General features: G+C 36.8%; 13 protein-coding genes and 1 pseudogene. 10 read left to right on the top strand and 4 right to left on the bottom strand.

What is annotated here, in order from left to right:
• Positions 1-129: 129 nt before the first annotated feature.
• Positions 130-1584 (bottom strand): NCS2 family permease, encoded by a 1455-nt coding sequence (locus tag MTCD1_RS16565; RefSeq protein WP_088568975.1) that lies wholly within the window; start codon positions 1582-1584, stop codon positions 130-132.
• Between the two features lie 643 nt (positions 1585-2227).
• Here MTCD1_RS16565 and MTCD1_RS16560 point away from each other — a divergent pair.
• The 3 genes from MTCD1_RS16560 (at position 2228) to MTCD1_RS16550 (ending at position 7544) form a co-directional block, all read left to right on the top strand.
• Positions 2228-3832 carry a SulP family inorganic anion transporter gene (locus MTCD1_RS16560; protein ID WP_057181374.1) on the top strand — a complete coding sequence of 535 codons (1605 nt, stop codon included), beginning with the start codon at positions 2228-2230 and terminating at the stop codon, positions 3830-3832.
• A gap of 278 nt (positions 3833-4110) precedes the next feature.
• Positions 4111-6297 (top strand): OsmC domain/YcaO domain-containing protein, encoded by a 2187-nt coding sequence (locus MTCD1_RS16555; RefSeq protein ID WP_057181373.1) that lies wholly within the window; start codon positions 4111-4113, stop codon positions 6295-6297.
• 527 nt (positions 6298-6824) lie between these two features.
• Positions 6825-7544 carry a Crp/Fnr family transcriptional regulator gene (locus tag MTCD1_RS16550; protein WP_057181372.1) on the top strand — a complete coding sequence of 240 codons (720 nt, stop codon included), beginning with the start codon at positions 6825-6827 and terminating at the stop codon, positions 7542-7544.
• Here MTCD1_RS16550 and MTCD1_RS16545 read toward each other — a convergent pair.
• From MTCD1_RS16545 to MTCD1_RS16535, 3 genes are read right to left on the bottom strand one after another with little or no spacing between them, the layout of a single operon-like run.
• The gene (locus MTCD1_RS16545; protein WP_057181371.1) at positions 7541-7945 is read right to left on the bottom strand and encodes an ATP-binding protein; all 405 of its coding nucleotides are present in this window, start codon (positions 7943-7945) and stop codon (positions 7541-7543) included. The two genes, MTCD1_RS16550 and MTCD1_RS16545, sit on opposite strands and share 4 nt — an antisense overlap.
• Positions 7946-8311, bottom strand: a complete 366-nt coding sequence (locus MTCD1_RS16540; RefSeq protein ID WP_057181370.1) for a hypothetical protein — start codon at positions 8309-8311, stop codon at positions 7946-7948.
• Complete coding sequence (locus tag MTCD1_RS16535) at positions 8311-11601, bottom strand: ATP-binding protein (RefSeq protein WP_159459917.1); 3291 nt, start codon at positions 11599-11601, stop codon at positions 8311-8313. The genes MTCD1_RS16540 and MTCD1_RS16535 overlap by 1 nt, the downstream gene beginning before the upstream one ends.
• 240 nt (positions 11602-11841) lie before the next feature.
• On the opposite strand from MTCD1_RS16535, the gene MTCD1_RS16530 reads away from it, so the two are divergent.
• The 7 genes and pseudogenes from MTCD1_RS16530 to MTCD1_RS16505 all read left to right on the top strand — a co-directional run bounded on the left by MTCD1_RS16530 (position 11842) and on the right by MTCD1_RS16505 (position 21411).
• On the top strand, positions 11842-13515 hold the full coding sequence (locus tag MTCD1_RS16530) for a response regulator (protein WP_057181368.1): 1674 nt from the start codon (positions 11842-11844) through the stop codon (positions 13513-13515).
• Positions 13516-13567: 52 nt separating this feature from the next.
• Positions 13568-14782 (top strand): EAL domain-containing response regulator, encoded by a 1215-nt coding sequence (locus tag MTCD1_RS16525; protein WP_057181367.1) that lies wholly within the window; start codon positions 13568-13570, stop codon positions 14780-14782.
• 267 nt (positions 14783-15049) lie between these two features.
• Positions 15050-15214: a hypothetical protein gene (locus tag MTCD1_RS20810; protein WP_198149741.1), complete on the top strand. Its 165-nt coding sequence runs from the start codon at positions 15050-15052 to the stop codon at positions 15212-15214.
• A 633-nt stretch (positions 15215-15847) separates the two neighbouring features.
• Positions 15848-16294, top strand: a pseudogene (locus MTCD1_RS16520) (transposase); the annotation flags it as partial.
• Positions 16295-16418: 124 nt separating this feature from the next.
• A complete protein-coding gene (locus MTCD1_RS16515; protein WP_057181365.1) occupies positions 16419-17135 on the top strand; it encodes a transposase in 717 nt (238 codons plus the stop codon).
• Positions 17136-17441: 306 nt separating this feature from the next.
• The gene (locus tag MTCD1_RS16510; protein ID WP_057181364.1) at positions 17442-17945 is read left to right on the top strand and encodes a tetratricopeptide repeat protein; all 504 of its coding nucleotides are present in this window, start codon (positions 17442-17444) and stop codon (positions 17943-17945) included.
• Positions 17946-18174: 229 nt separating this feature from the next.
• Positions 18175-21411, top strand: coding sequence for an NACHT domain-containing protein (locus MTCD1_RS16505; protein WP_057181363.1), 3237 nt, complete (start codon positions 18175-18177; stop codon positions 21409-21411).
• The last annotated feature ends 50 nt before the right edge of the window (positions 21412-21461 follow it).

The following is a 21461-nucleotide window of genomic DNA, read 5'->3' as shown; positions in this document are numbered from 1 at the left end:
CGATTAGCTGCCTGGTCGGGTATAACCTATGTCAATAATAGGTGTAGGTGTTAGCTTTTGTCGCTATTATTCATGCAAAAAAGCCTTTGCGAGCAAAGGCTTTTTATTAACGTTAAGCAAATGCTGTTTTTAGTTTAAAAATATAAATTTAGCAATAAATAAAACAGTTAACGCCCAAACACCTTTAGATACTTGGTTAGATTTACCTGTACCCACTTTTAAGACAGTGTAAGTGATAAAACCAAAAGCAATACCGTTCGCAATAGAGAAGGTAAACGCCATCATAATTGTAGTACAGACAGCTGGAGCGTATTCCGTCAAGTCATCCCAATCTAAACCTTTAAGTGAGCTCATCATTAACATAGCTACATAGATAAGCGCGCCATCTACGGCAAAGGCAGGTAGCATTTTTGCCAGGGGTAAGAAGAACATCCCAACAGCAAATAATAAACCTATGGTTACTGCGGTTAGACCAGTACGACCACCAGCAGCTACACCAGCGGCAGACTCAACATAAGAAGTTACCGGAGGACAACCAAAACCTGTACCAATAACAGAAGCAATAGAGTCAGCTTTTAAAGACTTGCTTAAGCCTTTAATCTTACCATTTTTGTCTTGCAAACCAGCGCGCTCAGCAACACCCATTAAGGTACCCGCGGTATCAAAAATGTTAACAAATAAGAAAGTTACAATGACAGGAATTAACGCTACTTGAAAAGCGCCAGCAATATCGGCTTTCCATAAAATGGGTTCAAGAGCCGAAAACTCAGGAACAGCTAGTATGCCATTATAAGCAACAAAACCAGATTGAGGAGCAAAAGATTTAGCAGCCTCGGCAACAACAAAGAAATCAACAGGTAATACCCAAGTCATAACAAATGCAAGTAAGGTTACTGACGCAATACCAATGATTACCGCACCAAAAACTTTACGATAGCTAAGCACAGAAATAAGTAAGAAACTTAAGAAACCTAGTGCTGGTGCTTCTGGCCCAAATTGACCAAAGCCAAAGTGAGTCATGTCGCCAAGGGCAACTATGTTATCAGGACTAGCAACAATAATGCCGGTGAAGCGTAGGCCGATGAAGCCTAAGAAAAGCCCAACACCTGCGGTCATGGCAAGCCGTAAGCTCATGGGAATACTATCAAGCATCCATTCCCTAAGTCGGGTAACACTCATAAAAACAAAAAGGACCCCTGACAGGAATACCGCACCTAAGGCAATTTGCCAACTATAACCCATGCCACCGACGACGGAGAAAGTGAAGAAAGCATTTAAGCCCATTCCTGGCGCAAGACCAACAGGCCAGTTTGCGTACAAACCCATTATGATAGTGGCAATAGCAGCACCTAAACAGGTTGCTAAGAACAAACCATCAAATGGCATGCCAGTATTTGACATAATAACCGGGTTTAAAAACATAATATATGACATGGTCACGAAGGTGGTAAGACCGGCCATAAGCTCAGTTTTTACCGATGTATTATGCTCTGATAGTTTAAAAAGACGTTCTAACAGACCGACGTCATTAGTTTTATCTTCTTTGTCTTCTTCGTTTTCGTAAGATTTACTAACCTGTTCCATAACTACAGTTCTCTCATTGGTTGATATTAAAGGTCGTTTATTGGTGTTTTTTAAGTGTGACCTGCTTGTCGCAGTGCTACCGATACAGCAGGTAGAACAACGATTGCTAATGTTAGAAAGAGGCTGTGTTGGACCCAATTTCCGTTTAGCTGACTCATTAGTGCACAAATAAAATTTAAAGTTAATAAGTATAACAGTTTGTTAATTCCACATGGTGAAACTCATCAAAACTATAGGGTATTCGCTATAGCCGATAAAATTAAAGTTAACTAGAAAGTACGGTGAAAAGTTAGATGTACAATTTCACTTGGTAAAATCGAGTTGAACTTAATTCCATAAATTCAAAGGTTTCAACATGGCTCCCAGAATTTGGTTCTTGTTAAAGTAGTTATTGTCTTTGGTTTTTATCTGATCATTAACACTTCATCCTATCCTTAAAATAGAAAACTTGTCAATAGTGTCAAGAATGCTTTTTTAGTGTACAATTTGAATTAGGGTCTGATTCGACTTATAGCAATAACGTTGTAAATCGTTTAGTCATAGTGTTTTCATGGCATTACGCGAGAAAAGTACGCGATATCTATCTGCGAGAATACTTTTAAGGTAAGTAAATGCCACTAACAATCAATTAAATTAGGTAGCCATGCTTTCTCTAGCACATTTTAACCGAAAAACCATTAAAGGTGATATTTTTGGTGCGTTAACATCAACCATCGTTGCTCTACCTTTTGCTTTAGCTTTCGGCGTTACCTCAGGCGCGGGTGCTAGTGCCGGTATTTATTGTGCGATTATAACCGGATTATTTGCTTCTTTATTTGGTGGCACAAATCAACAAATATCTGGCCCTAATACCGGTTTAACGGTTGCTATGGTTGCTATATTAACCAGCTTTGTCGCGCAATCTCCGGACAATGGTATTGCCGCAGCATTTACTGTGGTCAGTCTGGCGGGTTTATTTCAAATGTTATTTGGCTTTTTTAAGCTAGGTAAGTACTTCATTTTAGTCTCATATCCGGTTATTTCAGGTTTTACCTCGGGTATTGGCATACTCATTATTCTCTCGCAAATTGAGCCCTTATTTGGTCACTCATTACCTGAATTAGAGCTGTCATTAAGCACTTTAACTAGCACGAATACTTTATTGGGTTTAGCTTGTTTAGCAATACTCTTCATTTGGCCGCAAAAATATAGTCGGGTAGTACCCGCAAGTATTATCGCGGTTGCTGGCGCAACCTGTTTTTATGTTTTTTCTGGCGCAGAAATGCCGGTTGTTGGCGCTATTGCCAGTGAATTACCTGCTTTTAATATGCCGGTATGGGAAAGTTCTTTAGCCAGTGAAATGATTAAATCGGCGTTATTAATTGCCACCTTAAGTACTTTAGACTCGTTAATGACTTCATTAACGGTGGATAGTATCACCAACGAATTACATGACTCTGACCAAGAGCTTGTCGGTCAGGGTATTGGTAATATTGTCGCCGGCCTTTTTGGTGCATTACCGGGTGGTGGCGCGACTATGCGCACAGTAACCAATTTAAGGGCTGGAGGTACTACGCCTTTATCGGGCATTCTTCATGCACTGTTTATTTTAGCTATTGTCTTATGGGCAGGGGAATACACAGCGTATATTCCTGTGGCTGTGTTAGCGGCAATTTTGACCCATGTTGGCATCAGCATTATTGATTGGAACTTCCTTAAACGCCTTCATCAAGTGCCTTTGTTTAGTGTCGGCTTGATGATCTCTACTATGATAATGTCGGTCGCCTTTGATTTAGTTACCGCGGTATTAGTGGGTGTTTTTATAGCAAACCTAGTGACCATTCGCCGTTTGTCAGACATCCAACTCGATAATATAAAGCTATGCACAGCCAAAGAGGCCGAGCATCTATCAAAGCCAGAGAGAGAGTTATTAGAAGCGATGGACGATAGCGTGTTATTACTTAATATCTCAGGGCCCATCGGTTTCGGTGTTGCGCGCGGATTAAAACAAAGTGTTTCAGAGACGGATCAAAATAAAACGTTATTGATTGATTTAACCGATGCCCGCTTTGTTGGTATTACCAGTACCATTGCTATCGAAGAAATTATTGTCAGTTATCGAAATCAAGGGCGCGATATTTTACTATCGAGTGTCTGTGAGCGTGTACGAGAAGATTTTAATAAATTAAAATTACTTGATAAAATTCCTGCTGAGCATATCTTTTCTACAAGGTTAGATGCACTGACTTACCTTAAACAAAGAGTCTAAAGTAGAATGTTTAATATTAAGTGCTTGGCTTACTGCTAGTCATAGTAATATTTTATCTGGATAAAAACTCGGTTTACTAACCAGTTTTTTATTATTTATCCTTAGGTATCTTCCGCTAAAGTTACGGACTGACTTACATATCACCAAAAAATAGCGCTTTATTCATTTTATTTCATTATTGCTTAATTAATCCAAGACTAATGGCGCAAAAAATCCGATAATTAGCGCCATTAACACCAGTCTATCGATTGGCGGCATACAACTTCGGAAATATATCAATGGAAATCAAAGTTAACTTTCTCGACAACCTCAGGCTTGAAGCCAAGTTTGACGAATTTTCTGTCATCGCCGATCAGCCTATTCGCTATAAAGGTGACGGTTCAGCGCCAGGTCCTTTTGATTACTTCCTAGCATCTTCGGCGCTTTGTGCAGCGTACTTTGTTAAGGTCTATTGTAATGCTCGTGATATCCCAACGGATAATATTCGTTTATCACAAAATAATATTATTGACCCAGAAGACAGATATAACCAAATCTTTAAAATTCAGGTGGAGTTGCCTGACAGTATTTCTGAAAAAGACAAAAAAGGTATTTTAAGGTCAATTGACCGCTGTACCGTGAAAAAAGTCGTGCAGAATGGGCCAGAATTTAAAGTTGAGGCCGTTACTAGCCTTGAAGAAGATGCTCAAGCTATGTTGATGCAACGACCTGAAGATGGTGTTAGCACCTTTATTTTAGGTAAAGATTTACCACTAGAAGAAACCATTGCCAATATGTCAGGCCTTTTGGCTGACCTTGGCATGAAAATCGAAATATCTTCGTGGCGTAATATTGTGCCTAATGTTTGGTCATTACATATTCGTGATGCGGCATCGCCACTGTGTTTTACTAATGGTAAAGGCGCAACCAAAGAAAGTGCACTTGCTTCAGCCTTAGGTGAGTTCATTGAACGCCTTAACTGTAACTTCTTTTATAACGAGCAATTTTTCGGTCAAGACATTGCTAACAGTGACTTTGTTCATTATCCCAATGAAAAATGGTTTAAGCCGGGCAATGATGATGCGCTACCCAAGGATATTTTAGATGACTATTGTTTAGCTATATACAACCCTGAAGATGAGTTGCGCGGTTCAAATTTGATAGATACTAACTCGGGTATGGCGGAACGTGGCATTTGTTCAATTCCATATGTGCGTCAGTCTGATGGTGCCACGGTTTACTTCCCTTCAAACTTAATTGAAAATTTATTTTTAAGTAATGGCATGAGCGCCGGTAACAACTTAGCTGAAGCGAAAGTACAATGTTTGTCAGAAATATTTGAACGCGCGATTAAAAAGCAAATCATCGCCGAAGAAATCGTTCTTCCTGATGTACCTAAAGAAGTTATTGCTAAATACCCAGCCATATTAGCGGGCATTGAAGGCTTAGAAGCACAGGGCTTTCCTGTGGTAGTAAAAGATGCTTCATTAGGCGGTAAATTCCCAGTGATGTGCGTCACCTTGATGAATCCAAAAACCGGGGGAGTCTTTGCCTCATTTGGCGCCCATCCAAGTTTTGAAGTGGCATTAGAGCGTAGCTTAACTGAATTATTGCAAGGTCGTAGCTTTGAAGGTTTAAATGACGTACCTAAACCTACTTTTAATAGCATGGCGGTGACTGAGCCGGAAAACTTTGTTGATCACTTTATTGACTCAACCGGTGTTATCTCATGGCGTTTCTTTTCTAATAAGCATGATTATGATTTTGTCGAATGGGATTTCTCTGGCACCAATGAAGAAGAAAATGCCGGCTTAATGGACATTTTAAAAGGCCTAGGTAAAGAAGTGTATATTGCGGAGTTTAATCAACTTGGTGCTACTGCTTGTCGTATTCTAGTACCAGATTATTCGGAAATTTATCCGGTAGAAGACTTGATTTGGGATAATACTAATAAGTCACTTGCTTATCGTGAAGATATTTTAAATCTGCATAGTTTAAGTGAAGAGCAATTAACCAGTTTGTTTGACCGTTTAGAAGAAAGCCAACAAGATAATTACATTGATATCAAAACCTTAATTGGTATTGAGTTTGATGAAAATACCGTTTGGGGCCAGTTAACTATTCTTGAATTGAAAATTCTAATCTGCCTAGCACTTGGCGCACTTGAAGATGCTATTGAGTTAGTCGCCGAGTTTTTACAATACAATGATAATACGGTAGAACGTGGTTTATTTTATCAAGCAATTCATGCTGTCCTTGAAGTTACTATTGATGAAGAAATGGAACTGGAAGACTTTATCGGTAACTTCAATAGAATGTTTGGTGAAGAGAATATGGCCAATGTTGTTGGCTCTGTTTTTGGTGAAGTCAGATTCTTTGGCTTAACACCTACTAGTATGAAGCTTGAAGGTTTAGATAAGCATCAACGTTTGATTGAGAGCTACAAGAAATTGCATCAAGCGCGTAAGCTTGCTGCAGAGAAATAGCCTAATTAGCTGGTGCTGTCAGCACGGTGAATAAATCAAAAAGCCAATATTAATCGTGAATATTGGCTTTTTCTATCTAATGTCCTCTTTATCAAGTGTTTATGCCGTGTGAGCGAATATCATCAGTGTTACTGAGCTTTATTGAATAAGCTCGCTCATTTACGACGGACTTATGGCATGTTTTTACTGTTTAGCCACAGCGCTTGGTTCGCCTGAATAAATTGTGGCAATAACGCGGTAAAAAAGGCCAAACTTTAGGTTTACTTAACTCAGACGAATAGGCGGTCAAGGTCAGAGTAGACTTGATCCTATGATAGTTATGAACACCAACAAAATTAACTGTTTATTGCAGCCTAAGGAACCAAGGTTGATATTAACAGGGGATATGCAAAATCCTTTTAAAATATAGCGTTATGTATATAGATAATATTTAAGCAACACTGATGAACAACTGCTATGTTAGATATTAATGTATTGATGTTTTTTACCCATGAGCGTAAAAACTTAATAAGAAATGGAGTTTATCAGTGTCAAATAAAACTATTATCGATGACATCGTTTGGCCGTGTGAGTTAAGTTTATCATTGAAAAAAAGTTTACTTTCTATCGCAAGTATTAAACATGGAGTTACCTCTTTAGGTGGCTCACCTAAACATCCATTTTGTAGCGATATTTGTTACCTTTTTGAGGGCGTTGCGGTACTTTGTACGTCTACACCAAATACTTCGACCACCGTAGGGGGTGTTATAGGGCCTCAAGACTGGATTGGTGTTGGTAGCATGGATGAGTCAGATCGTCCGATTTATACCACAGAGGAAATCGTTCCCGTAGTGTTAATGGCATTTCCTAACAAATTATTATTAAACCTGGCTGAACAAGACAGTGAAGTGTTCAAGTTTTTATTTTATATCGCTCAGGCATTACTCAAAAAATGGACGCAAGCAGCAGCTACAGTGATACACGATAAAGAAATGCGTATTGTTTATTCTCTACTGGAACTGCTGGTGCTACACCCTAAAAAAGGTGATGTAATACCCCCCATCAAAATTTCTCAACAACAACTAGCTTTATTGTCTGGCCTTTCTAGGCATAGAGTTAATGAAGTACTAAAAGAGTTGGAAATTGCCGAAGAAATTGAAATAGCGCGTGGCAGCTTACGCATAATTAACTTGCCAAAACTAGCTGCTCGCTTAAACAATCTCAATGTTAGTTTACGGGATCCTCGACAATTCATTAGTGAATATTAATCATGCCTCAATTTATTTTCTTTTAGTTCGGTACTTTTTAAGGGCTCAGAAAAAACAGCACTTGTCGGCTTTGTTATGGGCAAACTTAACGTCAAAACAAATGTTGAACCTAGACCTAATTCTGACTGCACTGATATTTTCCCTGACATCAAAGTTACTAATTCGTAACAAATACTCAACCCTAACCCTGAACCATCGTATGATCTTGTACTGTTGTTTTCTGCTTGAATGAAAGGTTGGAATAACCCTTGTTTTTTCTCTTTGCTAATACCGTTATATTTATAGTCCGGAAAGTAAAACTTCGGCTGACCTTTAAAGGTCATAGCAAGCAGTTTTACTTTCTTTTCTAGGTCAATGGTCCAATGGGTTTGCTTGTTAAAGCTTGATGATAATATTTTCATTTACGGTGAAATAATAGAAAAGCCGATGTATTCTCTATGCTTTATTGCATTAGAAAATATATCTTTCAACTTGTTTTGCGCAGTTAATAATTGTTGTTGCTCTTCATTTTTATCGGCTTTAATTAATTCTAGGGTATACTGACGAACACTGGCATCGTCTGATGCTAAAAACACATCAGTTTTTACCCTTTTACTCCAAGCAATAACTGCTTGCTCTGTTGTTTTCAATAAAGAGTGTATGTCTCGACCTGTTGATAATTTTGCTTGAAGCTCCATTTTAGCTTGAAAATAAAATTGCAGCGCAATAATTAGCACCAGTGGTATCGCCATCATCAATGCTACTTTAGCTTTAAGTATCGAAGTCATTACTTTATTACCTCTTTGTTTCTTATTTCATTGCACCAATGATTGACTTCTTCCGTTAAGCATTCTAATCCTTTTCCGAGCGTTACAATAAGTTCATTTAACTGGTTGGACTTTTCATTCGCTGAATGTTCTTCAATTGTTTCCGCTATATTGGCTAATTTATCTGCGCCAAGGTATCTAATAGCACTTTTTATTTTATGAGCAATATCTTTAACCTTGGATAATTGAGATTGCTGATGTGCGTTAATTAAGTCTTTGAAATCATCGTTGTTAGTTAAATATGCCTCTAGAATTTCTAGGGTTAATTCAATATCTTCACCGGTAAGCTCTAACGTAATCTCACGGTTAAGGTGTGGTGTGGTCTCTATACCCGTGTTGGTGTTTATTGAGTTACCTTTTTGTTTTACTGCAGGACTCGTTAAATCGGCTTGTTGAAGCGTGGACTCTTCCTTAAAGCCTTTTGGTTGCGCTATCAACAATGCCGCGGCAGATATTTCAAGTTTTGCTTTTAAACTACTTATCGGGCAAGGTTTAGCTAAATAATCATCAAAACCTGCATCGATACAGGTTTGTATTGCTCCCTCTAGGGCATCCGCGGTAATGGCAATTAACCATGGTTTAATGCTTTTACGCTCTGTTGATATCTTATTGGCTAAGGTAAATCCATCCATTTCAGGCATGTGACAGTCAGATAAAATAATATCGTAGTCAGCCTGTTGATACATTTGGTAAGCAATTAAGCCGTTTTCGGCAATATCACACGGTAGACCTAACTGCTTTAACTGGCCTGCGATAACTTTACGGTTAACAGGGTTGTCTTCCGCTAACAATATCTTTAATGGCGGTAAGGTATCATTTTGTATTTCACTTAATGATGTCGGTTTGAACATATTAAGTGCCGTTTTTGGCTGTTCTTTACAAGGAGCTAACGGCACCTTTATGGTAAATAAACTACCCACATTGATAATTGACGAGACAGAAATGGTGCCTGCCATTGCGTCAATTATCTCTTTACAAATACTCAAACCTAGGCCAGTGCCACCGAACTTGCGGGTAGTATCTTGTTCAGCTTGAACAAAAGGGGTAAATAAAGTGCCAGTTTTTTCTTGGGCAATACCAATGCCGCTGTCTTTTATTTCAAAAAGGATATCGTGCCATTTATCGTTTTTTGGCACCGTTTGAGCTGCTAGTTTAATCGTGAGTTGGATGAAACCATGCTCAGTAAATTTGATTGAATTGGAAATTAAATTATTCAGCACTTGCAACAGCCGAGTAGGGTCACTTAAGTAATTGTATTTAATTGTTTCGTCAACGTTAATGATAAGCTGTAAGCCACGAGATTCAGCTTTATAGCGGAAATTATTCATTGCTGCATTTGCTAGCTCTTCTAGATTTGTTGGCGTCGACTCTAAGGTAAGTTTACCGGCATCCATTTTTGAAAAATCAAGGATGTCGTTGAGTAAAGTCATTAGACTTTTCGCAGAACTATTTAGCGTATCAAGTAACTCTTTTTGGTCCGGCTTTAATTGCGTAAAACTCATTGCTTCAGCCATACCAAGTACGCCATTCATCGGGGTGCGGATTTCATGGCTCATGCGCGCTAAAAAATCTGTTTTAGCTCTTGCTGATTGTTCAGCTTCATCTCGCGCCTTTTTTGCTTCTTCTAATGCTAGCTCGATTTGTTGCCGGTATTTCACCGCAATTAACTGCTGTCGGTAGCGATAGAACATATAAAGTACAATAGTAATAATAACTATTACTACAATATTTATTCCCCTATCAATCAACGCTTGATAACGATGATCATCAGTCTGTATCACTAGCGTTTTTTTTAGCCATTTATTCTTGATTTCTCTAGCTTCTTCATCATTGATTAAACTCAAACCTAGATCCAAAATATCCCTTAAAATGACATTTGATTGTGTGGTTGCCATGCTAATGAATGAAACCGTATTGAAGTCTTTACTCATGTGAAAATATAAAGCATGTAGTTTTAGGTTGTTAGCTAAATATATAGTGTTAGATAGGTCTCCAATATAGGCATCCACTTGATTATTATTGATTGCTTGTAACGCATCTTCTGGTTTATCAACATAAATTAATTGGGCGCTAGGTACTTTGTTTTTAATTATTTTTGAATGTAAGAAGCCTTTTATTACCGCTATTCTTTTATTAGCGAGTGCGTTCAATGAATTTATTTTGTCAGCATGCCTGCTTATTATCGCTAGCTGTGATGCGCCAATGGTCGAGGTAAAGGCGTAATCTTTGCTACGTTGCTCAGTTTTAGAAATAATAGGTATAAAATCAATTTGTTGTTCTTTAAGTGCGGCAAGGACTAGGTCAAATGAAGTAAAAAATACTGGCTCAAAAGTGATGCCAATTCGTTTACTGATCAATGCTTGTTTATCTCCTATTAATCCAGTTAATACACCATCTGCAAAAATTTGATACGGTGGGTAACCCTTGCCAACAATACCGTAAGTAACTACCGGGTTATCAATAAGGAATTCTTGTTGTTCAATCGATATCTGAGATAAATAGTGACCTAATAGCATTTCAAAAGTGGCTTCTTCCCCTTCTCTATGGAACGATAATCTTACCTCGGCAGAGTAATTATCAAATTTCCTGATGCCTTCATTAAAAGCGATGGCTTGTTGGCGTTTATTCTTAGCAAACACTGCTCGAATCAAAAGAGGATTAAAATGTTTTTTAACCCGTTGGTAGTCTTGATATCTTTTGGTTTTTTCGAAGTTATTAGGGTGAGTAGAATAGATATAATCATAGCTTGTTTGTTGAGCAAGAATGTTGCTAATCTCAGTACTAAAAGTTACTTGCATCGTTTTTTGTTCAGTAAAAATATCTTTTTTATAAAAAGGACTATGTATTGCTAATGAGGTGGTTTGTGTTGCTTTTACTTTATTTTGATTGCTCTTAAGCTGATAGAGCACCCCTTGCTCTTTAATTACGGGTAAAGAAAAGTAGAATTTATTTTTATATTGTTCTTCATACTGACCGATAGCAATGACATCTATATCGCCATTTGCTAATGCTAACAGTGCTTTTTTATAGTTAAGTTCAATGAAGTGTGGCTGGATGTTGAGTTGCAGAGCCCATTGTTGCCAAAAATTAACCAACACATTGTAAGTGCGTTTATTTTGTGTTGATAAGCTTTTTGGCAGAGCAATATTTAATGGCTCTAACTGATGCGTAATAGCTGGCTCTATATCTGCTTTTATTTCGTTCGCGATAATTTGAGTTGAAAAGCTCAGTACGATCACCAAACTAAACATAAAGCTAGCTATTGTTTTGATTGTTAATTTGCCATTTTTTGTACACTTTATAAAATTCATTTGTTTTTCACCCACTTTTATATTAGGATTATTTTAAGGTTAAAAAACAGCCAATTCTGTTCTTTAAAGAACAGACGTCTTTATAGTAACTGGTTAAAATATATTCTATTAAATATATGACACTCTACTTATTTATAACATATTTATAGAAAGTGTTCTTTATGGTGGAAGGTAAATAGTATGAATAACGTTGCTAGGATGTTTGAGCGCTCAAGGCCTATTTTAATTATTGATGATTGTATAATATACCGTACTGCCACCAGAGGGATGCTATTAAAGCTAGGCTTTAGAGCAGAGCAAATTTTATTAGCGAAAGATGCGGTTACTGCGCTAGATATCGTAAAACATAAACCCGTGCAGTTAGTTTTGTGTGATTACAACTTAGGCGATAAAAAAAATGGTCACCAGCTTTTGGATGAAATGGTCAACTGCCAGATGTTATCAGCAGACTGCGTAATTATCATTATTACCGGTGACTCATCAGCAAGTGTCGTACGTGGGTTTTCTGAGTTAAGGTCAGACGGATATCTGGTTAAACCACTCAATTATGTGACATTTAAAGAGCGTTTGCCTAAGTTTTCTCGAAAAAAACGGCTATTAGCAAATATGCTAATAACTTTTGCCAAGGGAGATTTTACCGACACCATAGCTAAAGCTGAGGAAGGTATTATTAATGCCACTCAGCTTTCATATGGTGCTCAATTTTTAAAAGCTAAGGCGTTAATACAATTAAATAAATGTGATGAAGCAAAAAACATTTTAATTAATATTCAAGGAAAACCAGTGCGTGCTGAGGTACAAATTGAATTTGCACGTTTAGAATTTAAACAAACACAATATAAATCATGTTTGGCAACTTTATCCCCCTTTGAAAATGATCCTATACATTGCACTGAAGTATTGTTGCTTTCTGCCCAGTGTTACTTAGCACAGCAGGAGTTATCCTTAGCGCTCGAGAAAATGACGGAAAGTGTGAAAATTTCTCCCAAAAATATAGAAAACTATATATTTTCTTCACATATCGCGATGGCAATGTTTGATGTTAAGTCTGCTTATGCCATCTTAGATATGGCATTAAGTCAATCTCGTTACTCTTACCGAGAGACCTTGCTGTTACATCAAATGGTTGCCCAATTAAATTTAAATGTCATCCAATTTACTCATGATGATGGCAAAAGTGCTTTATTTGCACGTTTCGTTGAACGTTATAAACATTGGCGCAGTTATTATTCCCGAAAAGACTACAAGCCGTTCGAACTACTACTTAAAGCAAGAGCGCATGGTATAAAAGGTAATATTAGCAAATGCAAAGCATTGCTGAATGAATACTTACAATGGCAAAATGATGAGCATATTTCGTCAGTATATGAATTAATAGAACTGGCTAAAGTCCATGCTATATTGCATGAAATAGATAAATACCAAGCAACTATCAGTAGAGTGAATGCTTGTTTAGCGCAAGGTGAACCCTATAAACAACAAACATTAACGCTCTATTTAAACCACTGGCAAAGCAAGTTAGAGCAGATAAGGAGCGATGTGAGCAGAGCAAAGAAACGTTGCTTTTCATACCTGAAAATCAGAGAGTTTGAAAAAGCGGTTAAGTTAATTATTCCCGCTTTAGAGCTTGATAGCTCTGATATCGGCACAGCCAAGTTGGCTATTATTTGCTTGTCTAAAGCATGGCCTATGGGCTGGAGTAAAAACTCGGTTACTAAGGTGGTGATCCGTTGCCATGAGGTATTGAAAAACACGCCCGAGGTGTTAACTGATGATTATCGAGTTGCTAGCAAATTACTTACCAAGCAATTACAAGTAAAAGAAGTTTCTTACAAATTAGATCAGGTGATTTAGCGATAATTGTTATTATAAACAATTCATTTAAAGCATACAGGGAAGAAATTACATGCTGAATAATATACTTATTGTTGAAGATGATCTTTTTCAACAGAAACTAATTTCAAAAATGTTGTCAACATTAACATCTGCCACAATCACGACCGCCGCTAATGGTCAAGAAGCACTGAGTAAACTAGATGAAATAGCTGAACCTGAGCTTATTTTATGCGATTTAAATATGCCCGGCATGGACGGCGTTGAGTTTTTGAGAATTATCGCCCAGCGTAATTTAGAGTCTAAGGTAGTACTGACTAGCTCTGTATCAAAAGATGTGATTTCATCGGTAAAAGAAATGGCACTGGTTTGTGGTATACCTGATATTTTAAGCCTAAATAAGCCCATTAGTAAAAAGCAGCTAGAGCAGCTTTTATCAGAGCTAATAGAAAAAAAGAGCATAAGAAAACCATCAGAGCACTGTCAATATCAACACCTAGATGATGAAATTATTACCGGATTTGACCAAGAACAGTTCGTGGTGTTTTTTCAGCCTCATATTGAGGTGGCAACGGACATTGTTTCCGGTGCTGAAGCGCTTATTCGTTGGCATCATCCAACAAGAGGTATATTAACACCTTATTTCTTTTTAGCACAAATTGATAAACTAGGCTTGTCTCATTTATTAACCTTAAAAGTATTAGACTCTTCTATTGCCGCATGCTCTCGTTGGCATCAACAAGGAATGAACTTTAATATTTCTGTGAATATTTCTCCGGTAGATCTCGTCGAATCAAATTTTTTAGAGCGTGTTCTTGAACTCTTACAGCAACACCAGTTGCCTGCGAAATTTTTAACACTTGAAATAACTGAAAGTGATATCCGTCCAGACATGGCCAAAGAACTTGAAGTTATGTGTAGATTACGTCTCCATGGCATTAAGCTTTCAATTGATGATTTTGGTACCGGATATTCTTCCTTATCACAGCTTATTTCTAGTCCTTTTACTGAGTTGAAAATTGACCAGTCATTTGTGCAAAAAATGCTGACAGACAGCAAAAGCTATGCGGCTGTTAAAGCCTCGCTGCAACTAGCTCGAGACTTGAAATTAAAAACTGTTGCTGAAGGTGTTGAAACTCAAGCTGAAGCAAATGCAATAAAAGCCCTAGGCTGTGATGTTTTTCAAGGTTGGCTGTATGCTCCGGCTTTAGCAGAAAATGAATTTTTAACTTGGTGTCAACACCATAATAAAAAAACTGTTGATGAAAAAGAACAACAATTTTCATAAGTTAACATTGGCAGTCATTGGTAGTGGCATAGTTAACGGGCCATTTAATTAGAGATATAATCATATATCTCTTTAAAACCAGTTAACAGCTGAGGGCATGAATAAAACTAATTATTCATCCCCAGCTAACATTTCTGACTATTCCCTGAATTAAACAACTGTCTTAGTAATAATTAACTTTGCAATTAAGGCAGTTAAACAAGCACTTATGACGCTCTAACCAGCCAGTGCCAAGTTATATCATCATAATCGTGTATAATCCGCGCTATGACAGTTACTCAATTTGACCCGAAACAAACCACCACCCTAGAAACACCTAAAAAGGTCATTGAAGAGCAGTCAGTTATTTTCACCACCAGCGCTAAGCAAGGCGAACAAAGTCCAACTCGCGCTGCAAAGATAGGCTTCGTCAGTCTCGGTTGCCTAAACTAATTCAAGCGTTGCTTTGTAGCGCAAACATTCACTAACTAACGCATTTCAAAAACACTTCATAATCCCTTTCTTATACCTCACTACATGTACAGAATTGTCTTAGAAATTTAATGGTATAACTTTGAACTTATGAGTAACACAAAGCGAACTCCACATGACCTTAAGTGGACAAAAAGTACGCTTACCAATGAAGCTGCTAAATACGAATCAGGGGGGTAATTTAAGGCTGCGAATGCAGGGGCTTATAAACCAGCGGTGCAGAAAAAGCTACTAGAAGATGTGTGCTCTCATATGCTACCACGCCATAAAAAATGGACTTTGAATCCGTAAAAAAGGAAGCTCTAAAATACAATACGATAAAAAATTCAGAGCGTCTAATCCAAAAGCTTTAAGTGCTGCACGCAGAAATGGATGGCTAAATAATGTTTTCTCTCATATGGAAGCTAATCGAATTAATTGGGATGTTAACTTAGAAACAATAGAAACAATAGAAACAAGGGGTCAGAACAGTTGATTTAATTTTAGAAACAAGGGGTCAGAACAGTTGATTTAATTTACTTACTAGCCAAGTACATTGTAATTAATTAAATACACGCTAAGTTTAAATTATCATAACGTAAATGGACTTACACTATGCCTAGATTACCCCGCCTTAATTTAGCAAATATTCCACAGCATGTGATACAACGTGGTAATAATCGAAATGCTTGTTTTTTATTAGACAGGGATAGGCAATATTACTTGAACAAACTGCAAGAATATAGTCAAAAATTCAATGTCAAAATTCATGCTTATGTGCTGATGAATAACCATGTCCATTTATTGCTTTCACCAGAAGAAAAGTTTTCAGTAAGTCTGTTAATGCAGTCTCTTGGTAGAAGTTATGTACGTTATTTTAACAAAAGTTATAAGCGAAGCGGCACCTTGTGGGAAGGGCGTTTCAAATCGTCACTGATTGACAGTGAAAATTATTTCTTGATTGTTAGTCGTTACATCGAGTTAAACCCAGTGAGGGCTAATATGGTTGAAAAACCAGAAAGCTATGATTGGTCGAGTTATCGTACTAAAAACAAGGGGTCAGAACAGTTGATTTCAGAAACAAGGGGTCAGAACAGTTGATTTAATTTACTTACTAGCCAAGTACATTGTAATTAATTAAATACACGCTAAGTTTAAATTATCATAACGTAAATGGACTTACACTATGCCTAGATTACCCCGCCTTAATTTAGCAAATATTCCACAGCATGTGATACAACGTGGTAATAATCGAAATGCTTGTTTTTTATTAGACAGGGATAGGCAATATTACTTGAACAAACTGCAAGAATATAGTCAAAAATTCAATGTCAAAATTCATGCTTATGTGCTGATGAATAACCATGTCCATTTATTGCTTTCACCAGAAGAAAAGTTTTCAGTAAGTCTGTTAATGCAGTCTCTTGGTAGAAGTTATGTACGTTATTTTAACAAAAGTTATAAGCGAAGCGGCACCTTGTGGGAAGGGCGTTTCAAATCGTCACTGATTGACAGTGAAAATTATTTCTTGATTGTTAGTCGTTACATCGAGTTAAACCCAGTGAGGGCTAATATGGTTGAAAAACCAGAAAGCTATGATTGGTCGAGTTATCGTACTAATGCATTAGGATATTTTGATGAACTAATAACACACCACCAATGCTTCATGATGTTGGGAAAAACGAATTTAGAAAGACAAAAAAATTACCAATCACTATTTGAAAATACTATTCCATTAAAAGTTCTTACTGAGCTGCGTATATCGGCACATAAATCACAAGCGCTTGGTAATAAAAAGTTCATTGATGAACTTGAAAACTTATTAGGAAGAAAAGTTATTTCTGATAGCCATGGCGGTGATCGAAAATCTTCAGTGTATAAACAAATGAATCAAGGGTTCTGACCCCTTGATTTTAAACCAGTGAATGTTGTTGCTGACTTTGGCTAATACTGACATCAATCTAACTCAGCAACAAGTTCGACAATCGAACCTTGGTTATGCACTGGCGTAATGCTTTGAGTGAATGCTGTTGATTTCATCTAATGCCTTATTGAATGAATAACAATAAGCACAAGTTACTTTCGGATTGGTGGTTTGAGCAACCGATTATCCTTACAAATATGTAACAGACTTGTAAGGTGCCTTAAGTTATAGTTTGACTAAATACTTATCTAGGTTTTCAATAATAATTTTTATTTAAGAGGGTATATGAAGATTAATAGCATATTTATAGTCGTTTTGATGATTTTTATTAATTCCAATACATTAGCTAGTGAAGTCGATGACTTTTACGAAAAAGGGATTGCAGCACAAGACAAGCAAGATTATGAGCTAGCAATCAAGTGGCTTACGAAAGCGGCAGAAGAAATACATACCGATGCTCAAATTAATTTAGCTAAAATTTATCAAAGTAATGAAAAATTTAAGAATGATAAAGAAGCTTACCGCTGGTATCAATCAGCTGCTTATCATGGTAATTCACTGGCTCAAATAGAAGTTTCAAAATACATCCAAAGTGGCGAAGTTACTAGGCAAGACAACTTTATGGCTTATGTTTGGTTGCGTGTTGCTGTTCATTATGGAGCTAAAGGTGTAGAAGTTGATATAGCTAGGCTTGCCAAGTTATTTAGTTCAGAAGATATTGAAATAGCGATTATAGAACGAGATAAGAAAATATTTCAGATTGAACAGGCTATGGCTAGGTTCAAATAGATGTGTAGCCATTCATCTTAACGCCAGTCTAGCAACAGACACCAGTTATGACGCAGTTAACCGCCAAACCCTCCTGCAGTATAAGCTAATTGACAACATTAATTACTGTCGAATGAGTGATTTTGGCAACCGATTAGGCTCGCTAGTTAGGTATTTCTATAAAAACCATATGTGCTAACTGTCTTAAATATGGTAAGTTTTCTGTACTAATAACTTTGACTTTACTTGCATGTCTAACTCTTATATTGAACTTAATCGGCTGTTTAATGAAATACCTACATCTTTAAGTGATGAAAAAGATCTTTCGGATTTTTATTCTCTTGGAACAAGAAGTGGAGATACTTGGGATAGCTTATTAAATAAAGACCGAATAATAATTTTGGCGGAGGCTGGTTCAGGTAAAACTGTTGAAATAAGAGAGCAAGCTAAGAAACTATCAGCAGAGGAAAAGTGTTCATTTTTCATAAAAATTGAAGACATAAAAGATAACTTTGAAGATGCTTTTGAGTTTGGTGATATATCTCAATTTGATACTTGGTTGTCAGGTCAAGAATATGGGTACTTTTTTTTAGACTCAGTTGATGAAGCAAAAATTGCAAATGAAAAGGACTTCCAAAAAGCGCTTCGTTGCTTTAGCAAAAAAATTAACAAGGGGATAAGTAGAGCAAAAATATTCATAACATCCCGAGGTTCAGCATGGCGACCAAAAACTGATTTGGAATTTGTTAATAATTTATTATTACTTAAAAATGATGATGATAAGTCTAAATCTTCCTTTGAGGTATATTCTTTCTCTGACTTAAGTTATGAACAAATTCGTATTTTTTCTCTAGAAAAAGGTATTGAAAATATTGATATCTTTATGGAGGAGATAAAAGGTAAAGAAGCTGAACTTTTTACTAGAAAACCATTAGATTTACTATCGGTAGTTGAGTTTTGGAAAAAGAATCAAAGAATAGGTTCTCGCTCCGAGTTATTGGAAAACCTGTTAACTATTAAGCTAGAGCTAATAGAGGTTGGTCGTGATAAATGTGATTTATCTTTATCAAAAGTCCTTAAAGGTGTACAAGAAATTGCGGCAGCATTAACTTTTGGCAAAAAGTCTAAAATTTCTGTCCCTGATGCAAAGAATAATCCTGAAGTTCTCAATATTCATCAAGTTCTTCCTGATTGGACGAACGATGAAATTACTACATTGCTTAATCGTGCTGTATTTGAGCCTTCTGCGTATGGCACTGTTAGCTTTACAAATAGACTGTTAAGGGAGTATTTAACTGCTCAATGGGTGTCAACAAAATACGCGAGTAAAGGAAATGATGATGAGCTTCGTTCTTTATTTTATAGTACTACTTACGGTATAGAAGTTCCTATACAAGCATTAAAACCTATACTCTCTTGGTATGCGCTTCTGAACGACAGCTTTTCTGAAATCATAGCAAATATATCGCCTGAAATATTTATAGAAGACGGAGACCCTTCTAAATTACCAATTGCACGGCGTCAAAAATTACTAGTGAAATTTTGTGAGATGATTGGCGCAACAGATGATTCATTTATTTCATTTGATGCTAATGCCATTGCTAGGTTCAGCCACCCTGATATGGGGGATATATTTCTTCGTTTATTACGTCAATATTTAAGCAATAAACAACTTAGGCAAGTGTTGTTGCAAATGGCTTTGTGTGTCGAGTCACGAGAGTGTGAAGGTATAGCTAATGAAATATCAAAAACTGTTGAGATGGATGTTTTATCTAAAACTTTAGCCGTAAGGTTATTAAAGAAAGTGGCGATGCCAGATGTAATTAAGGCCAATGCTAGAGAATTACTCGCCTCTTTTTTAGATAGTAATAATGAATCTCTAGCTTGTTTGATACTTGATGAATACGGGAATCAATTAGAAACAAATGAATTGCTAGGAATATTTCCTTGTATAGATAAACCCAATAAATATAGCTATAGAGCTGTGCAGTCATCGGTTGAAAATTTTATAGAACGATTAAGTTTTAACTCTGTTTTAACTGTATTAGATTCATTGTATGGCTTGATTGATACTAAACCATACGCAGAACACTATATGTGCTTAGTGTCAGAGCGATATGAATGGTTATTTGGCTGTGTTGAAGTAGCTTTACTCAGGGTCATTAAATCGAAAGACATAACACATGTGTCAACTAATGTGTTGGAGCTTATCTCAAGAGCACAGGTTTACCATAAATGTGGAGATTATAGCCAACATGAGCAAAAGTTATCGAAGGAAGTAAACGATTGGAGAGAGCTTAACTATAAAGTTTTTTGGCATGACGTAGCTAAAGAAAGAAGCAGGACTGAAGAGGAAAACAAGGAATCATCAAACCCTAAGTCAGTTGATATGTGGTTTCAAGTTCGTGTTTATCAGGAATTTTGGAGCTTTAGCTACAAGGACTTTCAGCAAGTAATACAATTGGTTACATCTAAGTTGATTAGGGATGACAAGTGTATTGCCTTTTCGTTGGCGTGGGCATTAGCAAAAGAAAATGGACTAACTTCAGAAGATCTTGAAAAGGTTAATAGTGCATCCTATGAGTTTGAAGGTGGAGTTGCTCTTTTAGAGGGGTTCTTAAATCCTGTAAAAGAAGATTGGCAGAAAGAGCACGAAGCTCGTCAGGAAAAGTTTTCAAAGCAGCGTGAAGTAAAAAAAGAATTAAGAAAAAATAACTTTATTGAAAGTGTCGCTACTATAAAAGCTGAACCTGAAACTATCCTAGATATACGGCATGCTGTGACGGGTAAGTTAAATGGCTTTCAAAGCTATTTATTTGATTATATAAGGAGTAAATCTAAAGATAATAATCATTGGTGTTGCTTAAATTGGGAGGTATTGGCTGCTGATTTTGGAGATGAAGTTGCTTTAGCGTATAAAAACGCATCAATTTCGTATTGGCGTTCCTATGATGCACCTCTATTAAAGTCAGAAGGAAATGATTTAAGTTCTGTTACTTATGGTTTTACTTTTGCGTTAAGTGGTGTCGGTATTGAATATGAAGCTATTGATAACTGGGAGGCGTCATTAACTGAATTAGAAGTGAAGCAAGCTATAAAGTTAGCTCTTTGTGAAATGAATGAGTTACCAAGCTGGTTTGAACAATTATTTATAGCCCACCCTCAGTTAGTTTTATTAACATTAATGCAAGAAATTCAGTGGTTATTAACTAATAGTGATGAATCTGACTCAGGTCGTTATGTATTAGGGCAAATATTAGTGAATGCTCATTACTTATTTGAAGCAATATCTCGACCATTGTTTGAGCTCATATCTGGCGCAAACAACTCAAGTTATCAAATTAACAAAAATATTTTACGTATATTGACTGCATCAAAATATATAACCAATGAGGAACTTACTCGTTTATCAGAGTACAAAATTAATAATAACTGCGAAAATCTTAGAGGGGTGTGGTGGCTGAGGGATCCCCATTTCTTTATCTGAATTGTGCATCCGCGCATGCCTTTAACCCTCCTAGTGCTAGAGCAATGTCA

Origin of the sequence: Colwellia marinimaniae, from assembly GCF_002207865.1 — a bacterium.
GTDB lineage: Bacteria > Pseudomonadota > Gammaproteobacteria > Enterobacterales > Alteromonadaceae > Colwellia > Colwellia marinimaniae.
Note: the sequence above shows the minus strand (reverse complement) of the source record. Positions and strands in the feature narration are given on the sequence as shown.

Excerpts from the sequence above, each read along its gene's own strand:
- MTCD1_RS16565 (WP_088568975.1), bottom strand. The coding sequence starts at position 1,584 with ATGGAACAGGTTAGTAAATCTTACGAAAACGAAGAAGACAAAGAAGAT.
- MTCD1_RS16560 (WP_057181374.1), top strand. The coding sequence starts at position 2,228 with ATGCTTTCTCTAGCACATTTTAACCGAAAAACCATTAAAGGTGATATT.
- MTCD1_RS16555 (WP_057181373.1), top strand. The coding sequence starts at position 4,111 with ATGGAAATCAAAGTTAACTTTCTCGACAACCTCAGGCTTGAAGCCAAG.
- MTCD1_RS16545 (WP_057181371.1), bottom strand. The coding sequence starts at position 7,945 with ATGAAAATATTATCATCAAGCTTTAACAAGCAAACCCATTGGACCATT.
- MTCD1_RS16540 (WP_057181370.1), bottom strand. The coding sequence starts at position 8,311 with ATGACTTCGATACTTAAAGCTAAAGTAGCATTGATGATGGCGATACCA.
- MTCD1_RS16535 (WP_159459917.1), bottom strand. The coding sequence starts at position 11,601 with ATGTTTAGTTTGGTGATCGTACTGAGCTTTTCAACTCAAATTATCGCG.
- MTCD1_RS16530 (WP_057181368.1), top strand. The coding sequence starts at position 11,842 with ATGAATAACGTTGCTAGGATGTTTGAGCGCTCAAGGCCTATTTTAATT.
- MTCD1_RS16525 (WP_057181367.1), top strand. The coding sequence starts at position 13,568 with ATGCTGAATAATATACTTATTGTTGAAGATGATCTTTTTCAACAGAAA.
- MTCD1_RS20810 (WP_198149741.1), top strand. The coding sequence starts at position 15,050 with ATGACAGTTACTCAATTTGACCCGAAACAAACCACCACCCTAGAAACA.
- MTCD1_RS16515 (WP_057181365.1), top strand. The coding sequence starts at position 16,419 with ATGCCTAGATTACCCCGCCTTAATTTAGCAAATATTCCACAGCATGTG.
- MTCD1_RS16510 (WP_057181364.1), top strand. The coding sequence starts at position 17,442 with ATGAAGATTAATAGCATATTTATAGTCGTTTTGATGATTTTTATTAAT.
- MTCD1_RS16505 (WP_057181363.1), top strand. The coding sequence starts at position 18,175 with ATGTCTAACTCTTATATTGAACTTAATCGGCTGTTTAATGAAATACCT.